General features: G+C 42.8%; 13 protein-coding genes and 3 pseudogenes. 7 read left to right on the plus strand and 9 right to left on the minus strand.

The window, feature by feature from the left end; genetic code table 11:
• Positions 1-58: 58 nt before the first annotated feature.
• On the plus strand, positions 59-637 hold the full coding sequence (locus tag LC605_RS12790) for a Uma2 family endonuclease (protein WP_229547912.1): 579 nt from the start codon (positions 59-61) through the stop codon (positions 635-637).
• Positions 638-668: 31 nt separating this feature from the next.
• Here LC605_RS12790 and LC605_RS12795 read toward each other — a convergent pair.
• Positions 669-770: pseudogene (locus LC605_RS12795) on the minus strand (Crp/Fnr family transcriptional regulator); the annotation flags it as partial.
• A 72-nt stretch (positions 771-842) separates the two neighbouring features.
• Complete coding sequence (locus LC605_RS12800; protein WP_229547913.1) at positions 843-2246, minus strand: amidase; 1404 nt, start codon at positions 2244-2246, stop codon at positions 843-845.
• Positions 2247-2596: 350 nt separating this feature from the next.
• Between LC605_RS12800 and LC605_RS12805 the strand changes: the two genes are divergently transcribed.
• Complete coding sequence (locus tag LC605_RS12805; protein WP_229547914.1) at positions 2597-2818, plus strand: hypothetical protein; 222 nt, start codon at positions 2597-2599, stop codon at positions 2816-2818.
• Positions 2805-2999, plus strand: coding sequence for a hypothetical protein (locus tag LC605_RS12810; RefSeq protein ID WP_229547915.1), 195 nt, complete (start codon positions 2805-2807; stop codon positions 2997-2999). The genes LC605_RS12805 and LC605_RS12810 overlap by 14 nt, the downstream gene beginning before the upstream one ends.
• Positions 3000-3319: 320 nt before the next feature.
• Here the strand turns inward: LC605_RS12810 and map are convergent, their stop codons facing one another.
• From map to LC605_RS12835, 5 genes are all read right to left on the minus strand, one after another.
• Positions 3320-4147 carry a type I methionyl aminopeptidase gene (gene map / locus LC605_RS12815; protein WP_229547916.1) on the minus strand — a complete coding sequence of 276 codons (828 nt, stop codon included), beginning with the start codon at positions 4145-4147 and terminating at the stop codon, positions 3320-3322.
• Between the two features lie 372 nt (positions 4148-4519).
• On the minus strand, positions 4520-5044 hold the full coding sequence (locus tag LC605_RS12820) for a cupredoxin domain-containing protein (RefSeq protein ID WP_229547917.1): 525 nt from the start codon (positions 5042-5044) through the stop codon (positions 4520-4522).
• Positions 5045-5402: 358 nt separating this feature from the next.
• A complete protein-coding gene (locus LC605_RS12825; protein ID WP_229547918.1) occupies positions 5403-8084 on the minus strand; it encodes a pitrilysin family protein in 2682 nt (893 codons plus the stop codon).
• A 27-nt stretch (positions 8085-8111) separates the two neighbouring features.
• The gene (locus LC605_RS12830) at positions 8112-8549 is read right to left on the minus strand and encodes a VOC family protein (RefSeq protein ID WP_229547919.1); all 438 of its coding nucleotides are present in this window, start codon (positions 8547-8549) and stop codon (positions 8112-8114) included.
• A gap of 170 nt (positions 8550-8719) precedes the next feature.
• Complete coding sequence (locus tag LC605_RS12835) at positions 8720-9232, minus strand: TIGR02652 family protein (RefSeq protein ID WP_229547920.1); 513 nt, start codon at positions 9230-9232, stop codon at positions 8720-8722.
• Positions 9233-9471: 239 nt separating this feature from the next.
• Here LC605_RS12835 and LC605_RS12840 point away from each other — a divergent pair, with 239 nt between their 5' ends.
• Together LC605_RS12840 and LC605_RS12845 are read left to right on the plus strand one after the other, a co-directional pair.
• Positions 9472-9999 carry a gamma carbonic anhydrase family protein gene (locus tag LC605_RS12840; RefSeq protein WP_229547921.1) on the plus strand — a complete coding sequence of 176 codons (528 nt, stop codon included), beginning with the start codon at positions 9472-9474 and terminating at the stop codon, positions 9997-9999.
• A gap of 316 nt (positions 10000-10315) precedes the next feature.
• The gene (locus LC605_RS12845; protein ID WP_229547922.1) at positions 10316-10441 is read left to right on the plus strand and encodes a photosystem II protein Y; all 126 of its coding nucleotides are present in this window, start codon (positions 10316-10318) and stop codon (positions 10439-10441) included.
• A gap of 107 nt (positions 10442-10548) precedes the next feature.
• Here the strand turns inward: LC605_RS12845 and tnpA are convergent.
• Positions 10549-10951, minus strand: a pseudogene (gene tnpA / locus LC605_RS12850) (IS200/IS605 family transposase).
• Between the two features lie 46 nt (positions 10952-10997).
• Here tnpA and LC605_RS12855 point away from each other — a divergent pair.
• Both LC605_RS12855 and LC605_RS12860 read left to right on the plus strand, forming a co-directional pair.
• Positions 10998-12152 (plus strand): transposase, encoded by a 1155-nt coding sequence (locus LC605_RS12855; RefSeq protein WP_229547923.1) that lies wholly within the window; start codon positions 10998-11000, stop codon positions 12150-12152.
• 149 nt (positions 12153-12301) lie between these two features.
• Positions 12302-13597, plus strand: a complete 1296-nt coding sequence (locus LC605_RS12860) for a folylpolyglutamate synthase/dihydrofolate synthase family protein (protein ID WP_229547924.1) — start codon at positions 12302-12304, stop codon at positions 13595-13597.
• Positions 13598-14344: 747 nt separating this feature from the next.
• Here LC605_RS12860 and LC605_RS12865 read toward each other — a convergent pair.
• A pseudogene (locus LC605_RS12865) lies at positions 14345-14491 on the minus strand (sugar ABC transporter substrate-binding protein); the annotation flags it as partial.

Below are 14491 nucleotides of genomic sequence, written 5' to 3' on the forward strand. Positions count from 1 at the left end.
ATTCAGAATAAAAATTAGTTTCTCTGTCCTTCAATTACGAATTACCAATTAATGAGCCATGATACTCCAAGCCAAGAATCAATTAACCTTGCAAGAGTTCCTAAATCTTGCACCAGGTGAGGGAGATATAACTTATGAGCTTTTTGATGGTCAAGCAATTCCTAAGATGTCACCAAAATTTTTTCACGCAAAACTTACCCGCGTCCTTCTCAATTTGATTGAGCAATCCTGTGAGGGAAAAGGAGAAGTTTGCCCGGAATGGGCTGTTGGATTAACCCGTCGGGGACGAGATTGGATGCCAATTCCAGATATTTTATATATCTCTAATGAACGTTTACCCGCAAACTGGGACGAAGACGAAGCTTGTCCTGTTCCTCCTGATTTGGTGATTGAGATTATTTCGCCCGGACAAACCTTTGGACAAATGGCGGCTAAAGCCAAAGATTATTTGGATGCTAAGGTGCTGCGGGTGTGGGTGGTAGATAGTAAAGCTAGAAGTATTACTGTTTTTTATCCAGATGCTGCGCCACAAACTTATATGGGAGAAGAATTACTCAAAGATTCTTTATTTGAGGGATTAGAATTTACTGTTGAGGAGGTGTTTCAAAAAGCGAAAATACCATTAGATGCCCAATAGTACACTGTTTGCATATAGCACTATTTAATCAACTATCTCGCTCTACAGTGAGAATCTCACAATCAGATTCAGCAGTGACAGTTGCTGGAGAAATTTCATTTCCTAACACAGCAAAAGCCGCAAAAATTTCCCCAACAGCTAAGGCGCAAAGAGAAGGAAGAAATGCTTAACCCAAGCGTATTGTGTTCTAGGGATGCCTGCATGATTAGCCCGATATTGCGAAGGCTGGACGATGATGAATCCAAGGATTAGCTGCTTCTAATTGTGCTGCTAGGCTGATGATTGTGGCTTCAGCAGCAGGTTTGCCAATTAGTTGCACACTGATGGGTAAACCATCACTATCAAAGCCAACAGGAATTGCGATCGCCGGTTGTCCAGTTGCATTAGCAGGTGGACAAGGGGCAACCCACTCAATAATATTTTGGAATGTCTCTTCTGGACTCAGCGAAGCCCATTCCCCAATGCGGATGGGTGAATGTAGATAAACTGGTAATACCAGCACATCCACGGTATCGAAAAACGCCACAATCTGCCGTGCCACTATCTGCATTTGAGAAACTGCTTGGAGGTATTCTGCAACGGAACCTGTGCGTGCAAATAGCCAGCGATTCAATGGCTGCAAAGCTTCAACAGGAAGTCCTGATGCAGCTATCCCAGCTTGCCAGACGATTTGAAATGGTTCAACTAAACCGCTAAAATCTGGAGATTTCTGTTCCACGTGGTGGCCGAGTTGTTCTAATAACTCGACTGTTTGGCGGACGCCTTGTTGACAGTTAGCATCAGCTTCTCCCAAAGGAGAAATGCTAGTATCAAAAGCAATTCGCAAAGCACCGAGTTTTGTTTGAGTGGCAGCGAGAAATGATGGATCGGGATCTGGCAACCAGTAAGGATCGCCTGTAACATAGCCAGATATGGTATCTAAAAGGGCCGCAGCATCAGCCACAGTCCGGGCGATCGGGCCGTTGACGGCAATTCCAGCAAGGCGTTCGCCTACTGGCGCTTTACTCACTCTGCCCCTAGATGGTTTGAGTCCCACCAAGCCACAACAAGCCGCAGGCCCCCGAATTGAACCACCGCCATCAGAACCTTGAGCGATCGCACACAATCCGGCTGCTACCGCCGCCGCCGCGCCACCACTGGAACCGCCAGGGGTATATTCTAAATTCCAGGGATTTCTAGCTGGGGGAAAACCCGTAGGTTCGCTGTATGGCAATGAACCTAGCTCGGAAGTGGCTGTTTTACCGAGAATAGTAAATCCAGCTTGCTTAATCCTTGTTACAAGACCATCATCATAGTTAGGGATATTGTTCAGTAATGCCGGATTTCCAAAAGTACAGGTAACACCTGCTACAGCGTTGAGATCTTTAATGGAAATCGGTACCCCAAAAAATGGCGGTCGTTCTGAGGTAGTTGTTAATAATTCTGTTTTGGCTTTGGCATCTGCGATCGCTAATTCTGCCGTCACTGTAAAATAACTTCCTAATTGGGGATTTAACTGCCCAATCCGTTCTAAATATATTTCTACCAACTCTAGCGGTGATACTTCGCGGCGACGGACTAACTGCGCCAACTCTAGTGCTGGGGTAAATGCTAAATCAACTTCATTCATAGGTTAGTGAATGGGTAACTTTGTCTTTCTCTGGAATTTTAAAACTGAAATTGTTACTTTAGCAGGATTTGCGGGAACTATACATTTTATAGCTCCTGAGATTTATCACTCAACTAGGACGCTCAGATGCAACAGGTGCGGTTATATACCAATACACTTGGGTTAAGCATTTCCTCCTTCTCTCTTCTCTCTTCTCTCTTCTCTCTTCTCTCTTCTCTCTGTGTTCTCTGCGCCTCTGTGGTTCGTAAAAAAAGAGTTTCAGCTTTAAGTGAACCGTATTGAGTTATATACTTCCTCAAGCCATTTTAATTGTTTCGCATAAACTTTCAACAAATCCCTAAGGGGTATTTATGGCTAACCTAGAAATACTTGTTAGTGAATTGCCAAAACTGATTCAGAATCTAAAACTCACTATTGGCGATTCTAATGAAATCATGAAACAAATTATCCTGATCAATAATGCTCAGGAGCAATTACAGAAGATTAAACAATTAATTGCTCAAGAATTGAGATTTGAGAACAACAAAGATTCTGCGAACGCCACACTTACCAGATATTTTGAATACTATTAAGACTAGTCGTAACTTGTTAAATATTTTATTAGGAGTGTCTGCTTTTTATGGTAAATCTAGCTTTGCTTTAGAGTGGTTAGATGACGATCACGAATTAATTATATCGAGTGATGGCAATTTCCAAGAATTGACAGATATCCTTAATGATTGTGATTTTTTCCAAGAACAAGTGCAGCTTTAATTATTCAGAGTAAAATTTTCAGAGAACAAGCAGAAGAAGCCGTAAAAAAGATTGAACGTGCCCGCTTCATTACTTATGTCTTAAAAAAAATCAAGAGGTAAATCGTCCTTTTTTGACGCTTTGCCTCTCTCAACAAAAGATAATTAAAGCTCAATACGGTTCACAAAAGGGCTGAAACTCTTTTTTTTACGTAGACGCAAACGCGAGTGCGTCTGGTAAGAGTTGCGGCTTGCCGCAGGCTACCACAGAGGTGCAGAGAACACAGAGAGAAGGAGAAGGAGGAAATGCTTAACCCAAGTGTATTGAATTAAAGCTAACAATTACACTTTAGAACGGTCAGTCAAAATCTCATAACCTGTCTCCGTTACCAACACTGTATGCTCAAACTGAGCCGACAAAGAATTATCTACAGTGACTGCTGTCCAACGGTCAGATAATGTCCGCGTGTGTCTAGAACCCGCATTTAATATTGGCTCAATTGCCAGGGTCATCCCGGCACGGAGTTTAACATTTGGCATTTCGCGGGTACGGTAGTTGAATACTGAAGGTTCTTCATGCAGATTACGACCGACACCGTGTCCAGTGAACTCTTCGACTATACTAAAGCCGTTAGCTTTCACATGGTCTTCAATTGCTCCAGCTAGGTCGAGTAGGTATACACCAGCCTTCACTTGTTCGATGCCCTTAAATAAAGCCTCTTCTGCTACGCGAATTAATTTAGCAGCTTCTTGCGTCACTTCACCGACAGCAATTGAAATGCAAGAATCACCATGAAAGCCTTGGTAATAAGCACCCGTATCTACTTTTAATACGTCCCCTATGCGAATCACTTTCTTGGGGCTAGGAATGCCATGCACTGCTTCATTATTAATGCTGGAGCAGATTGAACCTGGAAAACCGTGATATCCTTTAAAACTTGGTGTTGCACCCATTTCGCGGATGCGTTTTTCTGCATAAGCATCCAAATCAGCCGTTGTCATTCCTGGCTTTACTATCTGATAAATTTCTTTGAGGACAGTTGCCACAATTGCGGATGATTGCCTCATGATTTCAATTTCACGCGGCGATTTAATTTCAATTCCTCGGCGTTGTTTTTTCGCAGGTGCAGGCTGAGTTGCTTGAGAAAGTAAGTTACTGAAAATGTTCATGGGAAGTTAATAATTACTGGTGGCTCTGCCAATGAAGTATCAATTCTTTCTCTAGATTGAGAAATAATATCTATAATTTAAGTTATTTTAATTCCTGATCGGGATTTTTGCATTTAACCGCTAATGTATATAGAATAACATATTCGCCTACTCCTGATATTTTAGGGTTTGATCAAAATCGCTCTAACTTATTTTTCGCTGTACACCATAGGATTTACCTCAATTATCTTTAATTTAAACTAGGACTTACGCACAGGTAAGGTCAAACGAACCACAGAGGACACAGAGTTCAGGGAGAAATGAGAGTTTGAGAGGGTTTTTGCGTAAGTCCTATAAACATTAGACTGCGATTAAATACGGAGTCGAATAATTTTAATTCTTGATAGCAATTTCTCCAATCATACCTGCTTCCGTATGTCCCGGTATTGAACAACGTAAGCCATAAGTCCCAGATTTTAGGGGCACAAATACCCATTCTGCCTCAGCACCCGGCTTGAGTTCCAGTTCGCGAATGGCTCCTTTGACTTCTACTTTGCCTGCTTGAACTTTTTGTGTCCAGATGCCATCGGCAAAATCTTTAGCAGTAAAATAGTGCTTCAGTTGGCTAGGATTGGTAAGCTCTAGTTGATAGCGTTTGCCAGCCTCGAATTCTAAATGATTTGGCTCAAACTTGAGTTCGTTTGCCGAATTACCCAAGCTAATTGTAATTTTTGTGGCTGCTTGCTTAAGCAAATCGCCAGACAAATTCGCCGCCATTGCTGGAGTCACAGCGATGAAATTTAGTCCTAGAAGCAACGTTAATATCACGTAGTTCTGCCGTAAGATTTGCAGCCAAGCAGTAATGAGGAAAGTAAGAAATGTAATTATAATTTGGTATAAATGGTTGTAAATTTTCATCGGTAGTTATGAAAAGACAATGCTGATGAGCAGGAACAATTAATAGGTAAGTAGGTTGGTGCAATTAAAGCTAACTGGCTAAGATTGTCCTTTGTCATTTGTCCTAAGTACAATATTTTATAAATTCGTAGCAAATTCTCCGCGAACCTTTGCGCTTCCCTTTGCGCCCCTTTGCGTTTAAATTTCAACCCTCAATTGGCCACGATTTTATGCAAAGCTGTACTAAGTCAATTGGTCATTAGTAAGGGTTTTAATCATATTTACGTTTCGTAACATAATTGGGTTTTTTTGCACCAACTTAACTTAGCGGTAAAAACCGTTTTACCTATTCTTTATTATCCATGCCCAGCGCCCATCTCTACTTGATGCTTTTTTTTGCTAACACAGATGGGCCAGCAGTAACGACTACGATTTGATCTGGGTGAAGTAATTCACGAGCCGCTTGATTAACTTGGTCAAGAGTAACTTTCTGGATTTTATCAGTGAAGGAGTGCAATTCTGCTTTATCTAATCCATAGACCTCATTCATCAGAATTCTATCTGTTAATTCTTCTGGGTTTGCCAGAGAAACGTTGTAGCTGCTGTTGAGAGTGCGTTTAGCTGTTTCTACTTCCAGTGCGCTGACACCTTGTTGATGGATTTGCTGTAGGATTTCGCGGGTGCTAGCGATCGCTTCAGTGCTATCTTCTGGACTAGTCTGCATCTCAATCAAGAATGTCCCTGCATTCTTCCCGGCTTGGAAGTAGCTATAAATTCCATAGCTTAAACCTTGGCGATCGCGCACTTGGGCACCTAGTCTACTAGATAAGGTATCGCCTCCCAAAATCTGGTTCAATACTAAGGCTGCATGAAACCGAGGATCATAACGGTTAATACCTGTGTAACCCATATAAGTAACAGCTTGGGTTTTACCTTGTAAAACTGGATTGACACTCACTATTTTCTCAGGCATTGATACCGTCGGATATTTTAATGTGGGTGCTTGGCCGCTAACTTCCCAGTCTCCAAACTTATTTTTCAGGAGCGATCGCACTTTGTCTAGATCAAAATCTCCCACCAGCGCTAGCACTGTCGTATCTGGACGATAATGTTTAGCTTTGAAATCAATCACATCCTGGCGCTGAATCTGATGTAAACTCTCCTCTGTGGGAAAGGTGTGTAAGGGATGTTTTTTCGGGTAAATTGACTGAACAAATATTCTTCTGGCTACTTCTGATGGCTCATCTAATTCCAGTTGCAGTTCAATTAAAGTTTGTTGGCGATGGAGTTCCAATTCTTTTGCTGGAAAGGTACTATTTTTAACAACATCTGCTAATATCTCAAGGAGTATCGGCAAATCCTCTGCTAAACTATCACCTTCGATATGCACACCTTCGCGGTTGGCTCGAAAATCTAAACTTGCCCCTCGTTCTGCCAAGAGTTTGGCAATAGTTAAGACATCCTTGCTATTAGTGCCATTTAGCAAGTTATCGGCGACAAAAGCAGCCAGCCCAGCTTTATTATCGGGATCAAATTCCGTCCCAGCTTGAATGTATCCGCTCAGGGTAACGGTGGGAGTACTATGATCTCTTAACAGTAATATCCGCAGTCCATTGGTAAATTTAAATTCATCTGGTAAAATTTGTGCGTTCACATCTGTAGCCAAATCTACAGGTGGTAAGTACTTCATCACCTCAGAAGGATGCACAGGTGCTAGAGGAGAAAAATTCTCTGTAGTTTGGGCTGAATCTGGTTTGTCACCAACCTCTGTGATCCGCTTCTGGGTTGGTTCAAAAAAGCCTACTGTCCGGGCTTCTTTTGTCAAGTATTTGTTAATGACAGCGACAACATCCGTTGGCTTCACCAGACGGACAGCAGTCAAATAGCGCTCTGTATAGCGATAATCACCAGCAGTTGTCTCATCATTCCCCAATCGCATTGCTTGAGAGGTGATATCACGGTTACTCAAAATTACGTCTGCTGTTAATTGGGTTTTAGCTCGTTCTACTTCCTCCGAGGTCACGCCTTTTTCTGCTACATTGGCGATCGCACTACTCAACACTGAGTCAATTTTTTTCAAATCTTGTTTAGCTCCAGCCGTCACTAACACCTCATACCAGCCAGATTCTCGCAAACTGGTAACGGATGCTGATAATTCACTAGCTAAACCTGACTCCACCAATGGTTGATAAAGTCTAGAATTCCGTCCCTCTGTCAAGATGTAATCCATCACATCCAGGGCCGGAACGTCCGGTTGATTTGCATCGGGTAGGGGATAAACAACTTGTAACAGCCGGCCTGCTCCCGGTTCTCGCAATATTATGAGGGATGAGGGGGATGAGGGGGATGGGGGGGGTGAGGGGGGTGGGGGGGATGAGGGGGATGAGGGAGAAATAATTCCTGGCTTTTGCCCTTTCGGTAGTTTTCCAAATACCTCTTTAATTATTTGCAGGGTGTTTGTAGTTTCAAAATCTCCAACAATCACTAAGACGGCATTATCGGGACTGTAAAAATTGCGGTAATATTTTTGTACCTGCTCAACTTCAAATTTTTCGACATCAGCTTTAGTGCCACCCACGGGTAACCCATAAGCATGGTTGGGAAACACCGCCTGCATGACGGCACGGTTGAGGCGATATTCTGGACTATTTTCGTAACCCTGCAACTCGGAAATTACCACCCGCTTTTCACTCGCTAGTTGCTCTGGCTCAATCTGGGAATTTTGCATCCTGTCTGCTTCTAATACCAAGAGTGCTTTCAGCTTGTTTCGTTCCACAGTGCTGTAATATGCAGTCTGGTCATAGCTGGTAAAAGCATTGGAATCACTACCTAAAGCACTAAACAGACGTCCAAATTGAATTGGACGATTTAGAGTGCCTTTAAACATCATGTGTTCCAACTGGTGGGCAATGCCATTCACGCCCGGTTCTTCGTTGCGTGAGCCAACCTTGTACCACACCTGCACCGTCACTACGGGTGCCGTATGCACTTCCTTTGTAAGAACAGTTAGACCATTCTCCAGCACTGTCTTACGTACATTTTCTGTCAGTGTTGAGGGCATTATTGTTTTTGCTAGGAAGGTTGACTGCTATTTTACTAAAATCCGAATGAATTCCAGGGGTAAGCCATCAGTATCGGCAATGAAAGCCACTTCGTAAATGCGATCGCCTATTTGCTGTTGTGTCGGTTCTAATAATACCTTCAACGGTTGTAATTCTTCCGGTTGACTCTCAGATGCGATTAATACACGTTCTTGTAAACTTGTCAACCAACTAGGTAAATCTGATGTAATCTCAGTTAAATCGAACGAGAGATGATAATATCCCACATAATGCTCGTCAGCAAATGCATCTGGGGCTGGTTTTGGTTCGGGAATTTGGATGAGTTCAATTCTGCCCCCCAATCCTTCCATCCAGCAAGCTAGGGTGTAGCCTGTAGTGAAGCGTTCCGAAATAGTAAACCCTAAAAGTTCGTAGAAAGCGATCGCTCGATGAATATTCGCAGTCCGAATAGAAGCGTGGTGCATAATTTTTTCTTTGTCCTTTGTCAGTTGTCTTTTGTCAGTTGTTCTCTCTTATCAAGTTCTGATCAGATAAAACCTCCGATCAGAACCTTGTCCTTTGCTATTCACAAATGACAAATGACAAATGACCAATGACAAATGACCAATGACCAATGACAAATGACCAATGACCATTACTCAAACAACCTAAAATAAGGGTAGCGTACAGGGACACCACGCTCTTTTTCCAAGTCAAAATTAATCACTTCCCAACAGGGATCTTCTGAAGTATCAGGGCTAAACTCGACGGGTAAGCCGTACAAACGCGCCGGAGTAGGTTCTGGTTGTCCAGAACGCCAAGGTGTGCTGCGTTCTAAATAGCCGCTCATCAATTCCTGATAGCGTCGAGCAATAATCACTCTTGTTGCTCGATAACCTTGGGTATACAGCTTGTCTAATGCTTCGTGAATTTCAAACCGAATACCATCGGGATGGGTATGCTGTCTATACCATTCATTATTCCACCTTCGCCAATGACGCCCCGATTGCAAATGGATTAACTCTCCATTTTTAGGATTAGCTTCAAACGCGCCATGACGCGGACACAAATAGGTATCTGTTAGTGTCAGCGCCGGAATAGTCTGGCGACAGTGAGGACACTGTATTTCAGACCCAAACATTGGGTACTGCAAGCCTGGATTCATCATGAAGTGCGTACAAACATAATTTTGTCTTCACCAGCACTAGTGGATTGGATTATACACTTCGGCTTCACCACTTTGGGTTCCTTGCTCACTGCTGCATAGACACGGAGTTGCGGCAGAAACATTTTTCACTAGTGTTTTCCTCGCCGTAGAGGCTTGACGCTGTGATATCCTGGTTATGCAACCAGCCTCAAAGGTTGGAGTTTCTCCAGTATTCCTGGGTACCATATTCATATTCTATCGTGTCTACCGCTTCTTACTGGACATCCGTCGATTTTTCTCAAGCTGCCTTCATCGCAGCTAATGCTGTTGTTATGGGTTCGGTAAATATCGCAGCAGGGGTGAGCATTTGGTATGGAGCAGTGGTTAGGGGAGATGTAGAACGCATTGAAATTGGCGAATGCACAAATATTCAGGATGGCGCAATTCTACATTGCGATCCTGGTTATCCGACAATTTTAGAAGATCATGTCACCGTAGGGCATCGCGCTGTGATACATTCTGCTTACATTGAGCGTGGAAGTTTGATTGGCATTGGCGCAGTGATTTTAGACGGGGTACGAGTAGGCGCTGGTAGCATTATTGGTGCTGGCGCAGTGGTAACTAAAAATGTACCGCCTTTGTCCCTAGTTGTCGGTGTTCCTGGCAAAATGTTACGCCAAGTAACAGACATTCAAGCCGCAGAACTGATTGAACACGCTAAACGTTACCAAAAGTTAGCTTTAGTCCATGCTGGTAAGGGTACTGATATTGGTTTTAGCAAGGTTTAGGGAGTGGGGATGAGGGGGATGAGGGGGATGAGGGAGATGAGGGGGATGAGGGGGATGAGGGAGAAGAATTAATAACCAAATGCTCGATGTCCAATGCCCAATACTTCGACTTCTCTGCGAGACGCTACGCGAACGCGGTTCCTGAGGGTAGTCGAACGCGAGTGCGATCGCACCAGAAGGGCAGTACAAGTGCCAATGCCCTATAATTTAAACATTCTTTACATTTGGATTTGGAAAAGTTGCCCACTTCAGCTAAAAATAAAAATGAGAGCTGTTGACAAAACTTTAATTTCTACTTAAGAGAGGGGTTCTAGATATGGATATCGATTTCCGTATAGCGATCGTTTTAGCACCAGTTGCGATCGCAGCTGGCTGGGCAGTGTTTAATATTGGCGCTGCGGCTTTAAGACAAATTCAAGGCTTTTTGGATCGGGAAGCCTAATTTAGCCTTAATATCATCACTCTTCAATCGGCTGTTTCTGTTTACGAGTGTGATGCGTAAAGCCCCCCTTTTCCAAAGGGGGGATATAAGCGAACGGCTGAATAAATTCAGCCATGATGTGGATCATTAATATATTCCAAGACTTTCTGAGTACTAATTTTCCCAGTCGTGTCAAACATATATGAATGTGTCCACAGACTGGGGAGCTTCATTAGTTCTGGAAATTCCTGTCTCAGGTATCTAGATGAGCGACCTTTGAATGCCTTGACTATTTGAGCGATTGAGTGATGCGGATCATATTCCACCAGTAAGTGAATATGATCTGGGGCAATTTCCAAAGCTTTGATAACCCATTTATTATCATTAGCGACAGACTGGAATATTTGAATACATCGAAGTTTTAATTCTTCGTTATTGGCAAATACTCTCCTGCGTCTACATGGTATGCAAACCAAATGAACAGTCGCTAGCCCACAGCGCGTGATTGTAATGATTATATACAGATTTCATGTAGATGAGTATTGATTGTCTACATTAATCATGGTGCTATAAGATTATGAAAACACTGAAGTTTAAGCTTTATCAGCACAAAAGAAATAGATACCTCAAAGGCATGATTAATGCTAGTGGCGTAATCTACAATCATTGTATTGCTCTACATAAGCGGTACTACCGGATGTGGGGCAAGCATTTGAGTTGTGCAAAACTTCAGTCTCATATTGCCAAGTTGAGAAAACGTAATTCTTTTTGGCAATCAGTAGGTTCTCAAGCAGTCCAAGATATTTGTCAACGCATTGATCAAGCCTATCAGTTGTTTTTTAAACACAACAAGAAAGGAGTTAGACCACCAGGATTTAAGAAAGTCAAAAAATACAAGTCATTTACTCTAAAACAAGCCGGATATAAATTCTTAGGTGGTAATCGGGTAAAGATTGGAAGTCGTGTTTATCAATATTGGAACTCTAGAGAGATTGAGGGAAAAATCAAGACATTGACCATTAAGCGCACGCCATTGGGTGAATTGTTTATGGTCGTTGTCGTTGATAGCATTGATGAGCCAAAAATTAAATTCACGACTAGTAAAATAGCGGGATTTGATTTTGGTTTAAAGACATTCCTAACCTGCTCGGACGGCTCTAAAATTGAATCACCCCAGTTCTTCAAACAATCGCTCAATGCCATAAGAATTGCAAATCGGCATCACTCTAAGAAGTTGAAAGGCGACGCTCCTAACGTCGCTAACGCTTCGCTATCATCTAACCGGGAAAGAGCAAGAAAGAACTTAGCACGCGCCTATGAAGATATAGCTAACCGCAGAAGCGATTGGTTTTGGAAGTTAGCGCATGATCTAACCAATAGATTTGATGTTCTGTGTTTTGAGACGCTTAACCTCAAGGGAATGAAGCGTTTATGGGGAAGAAAAATTAGTGATTTAGCGCTCCGAGACTTCCTAGATATCTTGGAATGGGTAGCCTTGAAAAAGGGGAAACTTGTGGTCTATATCGACCAGCGGTATCCTTCTAGCAAAACTTGTTATTGTTGCGGACACGTTTTAGAAAGTCTGGATTTGTCAGTCAGACGTTGGCGTTGTCCTTCATGTCTTTCTGTTAATGACCGAGACGAAAATGCTAGTTTAAATATTAAAAGAGTCGGGAGTTCGACTCTAGGCGTAGGAGATGTCAGACAGTCCCAGACTGCAATCTCTGTGTGATGCCTGGATCCCCCGTTTTCAAAACGGGGGAGTGGCTCAAAGAAGCAGTCGGTTTTATATAAATTAATGGAGCATTAGCATAGGTTATCCCCCTCATCCCCCTCATCCCCCTCATCCCCCTCATCCCCCTCATCCCCCTCATCCCTTCCTTGGATATCGATTCTGTAATACAACCCCTGCAACGCTTTGGTGTCCACCTGGGACTCCATCGCATTGTCAACCTATTGGCAAATCTCGGCAATCCCCATCACCAAGTCCCAATAATTCACGTTGCTGGCACTAATGGGAAAGGTTCAGTCTGTGCCTATCTTTCCTCGGTACTCACTGAGGCTGGTTATCGTACAGGACGCTACACTTCCCCCCATTTAGTCGATTGGACGGAACGTATTTGTCTGAATGAACAGCCAATTTCCTCTGAGGAATTGAGGCAATTATTAAAAAAAGTCCAAGGTGCTATTCGCCCTGAAGACGAATCGGCAACTCAGTTTGAAGTAATTACGGCGGCTGCTTGGTTATATTTTGCCCAGCAGCAAGTCGATGTGGCTGTGGTAGAAGTCGGACTAGGAGGACGCTTAGATGCTACCAATGTCTGTTTGGAATCTTTGGTGACAATTATTACTTCTATCAGTCGGGAACACTGGCAGCAACTTGGCCCTACCGTCGCTGACATTGCTAGAGAAAAAGCAGGTATTCTCAAACCTGGATGTGTGGCTGTGGTTGGCCCATTGCCACCAGATGCAGAGAAAGTGGTGCGATCGCGTGCTTTAGAATTACAATGCCCGATTTTTATGCCTCAACCCGCCCGTGAAATCTCTACAGGATGGGCAGAATATGAAACAATTCAAAATTCAAAATTAATTAAATATCCTTTGCCATTAGCAGGACAAATTCAGTTAACTAATTCAGCTTTGGCAATAGCAGCTTTAGAAATTCTCCAACAACAGGGTTGGCAGGTTTCTGAAGAAGCCATAATTAACGGCATGGCAAAAACTCAATGGCCGGGGCGGATGCAATGGATTACTTGGAACAACTATAAATTATTAGTTGATGGCGCTCATAATACCGCCGCCGCCCAAGTTCTCCGTCAGTATGTCGATAGCTTAGATACAGTTAACCACAAGCCAGTAAATTGGGTTATGGGAATGTTTTCCGATAAGGATCATGCTGATATTTTTGCCGCCCTACTGCGACCAGGCGATCGCCTATATTTAGTGCCAATACCAGTAGAACCTTGGCCGGGTCGAACTTCTGCCGACCTAGACTATCTATCAAATCTAGCTTATAGCCTCTGTCCACAATTAAGCGATCGCCAAATACACCCAGATTTATTCACAGCATTAAAAGCCGCAACCGCTACCACAGACAATTTAACCGTTTTATGTGGTTCCCTTTATCTAGTAGGCAATTTTTTAGCAACAGCTATATCTATAATTTCACTGCAATGATTGTTACAACTGCTTAACCATTTTTCGTATATGTAAATTTGTCCCATTTTACGCATATCTCGGCTGGCCTCCTTGTTGCCCTTGTTTTACGTGAAAAATGACAATATAAATACCAGCAGTTAGTGTGTTACCATGCTGGTATTACTTGCCTATTTTTAGTGCATAAATTTCAATTGGGAAGTAAATCCAAACTCTTGTCAGAGGTTAAATCAGCATTTTTCTAGCCTGTCGAATTGTCTTGGAACTCTCGGCCATTTGGTAGTTATAGTCTGACCATTTTCGTAGTAGTTGCAGGCTCCGTCTACACCAAAGGCTAGTACGACCTTTACTCGTAGCCCGTAGGAGCATGTGTTAGTCACATCTGCGTATTCAGAAAAACCTTTAGTATATGTTCTGACTTTTACGCAGTTAGGTGCGAGTGCAGCGAATGATGGTGGGACGCCACTGACAAGGGAAAGAGAGATAGCGGCAGTACCGATAGCAGCCAACCGAACTAGATGTGTAACCTTCGCGATTGTTTTGTTCATGATTTATCTCTTTTGGGATTTACAGATTTTTTACAGAATGAAAACAATCTGCATCATTTTGTTGGTGCAGTAATTAGAACTTGAAAGTTAATTTAACTCTAACAAAAGTTTAGGTTTTCATTAAAAATATCAATAAATCGCAAACTTTTCTCTAAGAGGTTGTTTAAAAAGTGTAAAGTGTTTCACTCTGAATTAAGGCACTTTTAGATCCTCGTGTCTCCTAACTCCTAGTACCGTTCCACTGTTGGGCCGCATCTTCTACAGCTTGATCTACAGTCTTTTCACCTAACATTGCTGCTTGCAAGTTTTCGTAAACTGCCTTTTGTAGTTTGTTAAAATCCTTCAAAGTCGGGGTTAATATTTCTGC

Source organism: Nostoc sp. CHAB 5836 (assembly GCF_020829445.1).
Taxonomy (GTDB): Bacteria; Cyanobacteriota; Cyanobacteriia; order Cyanobacteriales; family Nostocaceae; genus Nostoc.

Excerpts from the sequence above, each read along its gene's own strand:
- LC605_RS12790 (WP_229547912.1), top strand. The coding sequence starts at position 59 with ATGATACTCCAAGCCAAGAATCAATTAACCTTGCAAGAGTTCCTAAAT.
- LC605_RS12835 (WP_229547920.1), bottom strand. The coding sequence starts at position 9,232 with ATGATGAATCCAGGCTTGCAGTACCCAATGTTTGGGTCTGAAATACAG.
- LC605_RS12825 (WP_229547918.1), bottom strand. The coding sequence starts at position 8,084 with ATGCCCTCAACACTGACAGAAAATGTACGTAAGACAGTGCTGGAGAAT.
- map (WP_229547916.1), bottom strand. The coding sequence starts at position 4,147 with ATGAACATTTTCAGTAACTTACTTTCTCAAGCAACTCAGCCTGCACCT.
- LC605_RS12800 (WP_229547913.1), bottom strand. The coding sequence starts at position 2,246 with ATGAATGAAGTTGATTTAGCATTTACCCCAGCACTAGAGTTGGCGCAG.
- LC605_RS12820 (WP_229547917.1), bottom strand. The coding sequence starts at position 5,044 with ATGAAAATTTACAACCATTTATACCAAATTATAATTACATTTCTTACT.
- LC605_RS12805 (WP_229547914.1), top strand. The coding sequence starts at position 2,597 with ATGGCTAACCTAGAAATACTTGTTAGTGAATTGCCAAAACTGATTCAG.
- LC605_RS12845 (WP_229547922.1), top strand. The coding sequence starts at position 10,316 with ATGGATATCGATTTCCGTATAGCGATCGTTTTAGCACCAGTTGCGATC.
- LC605_RS12855 (WP_229547923.1), top strand. The coding sequence starts at position 10,998 with ATGAAAACACTGAAGTTTAAGCTTTATCAGCACAAAAGAAATAGATAC.
- LC605_RS12830 (WP_229547919.1), bottom strand. The coding sequence starts at position 8,549 with ATGCACCACGCTTCTATTCGGACTGCGAATATTCATCGAGCGATCGCT.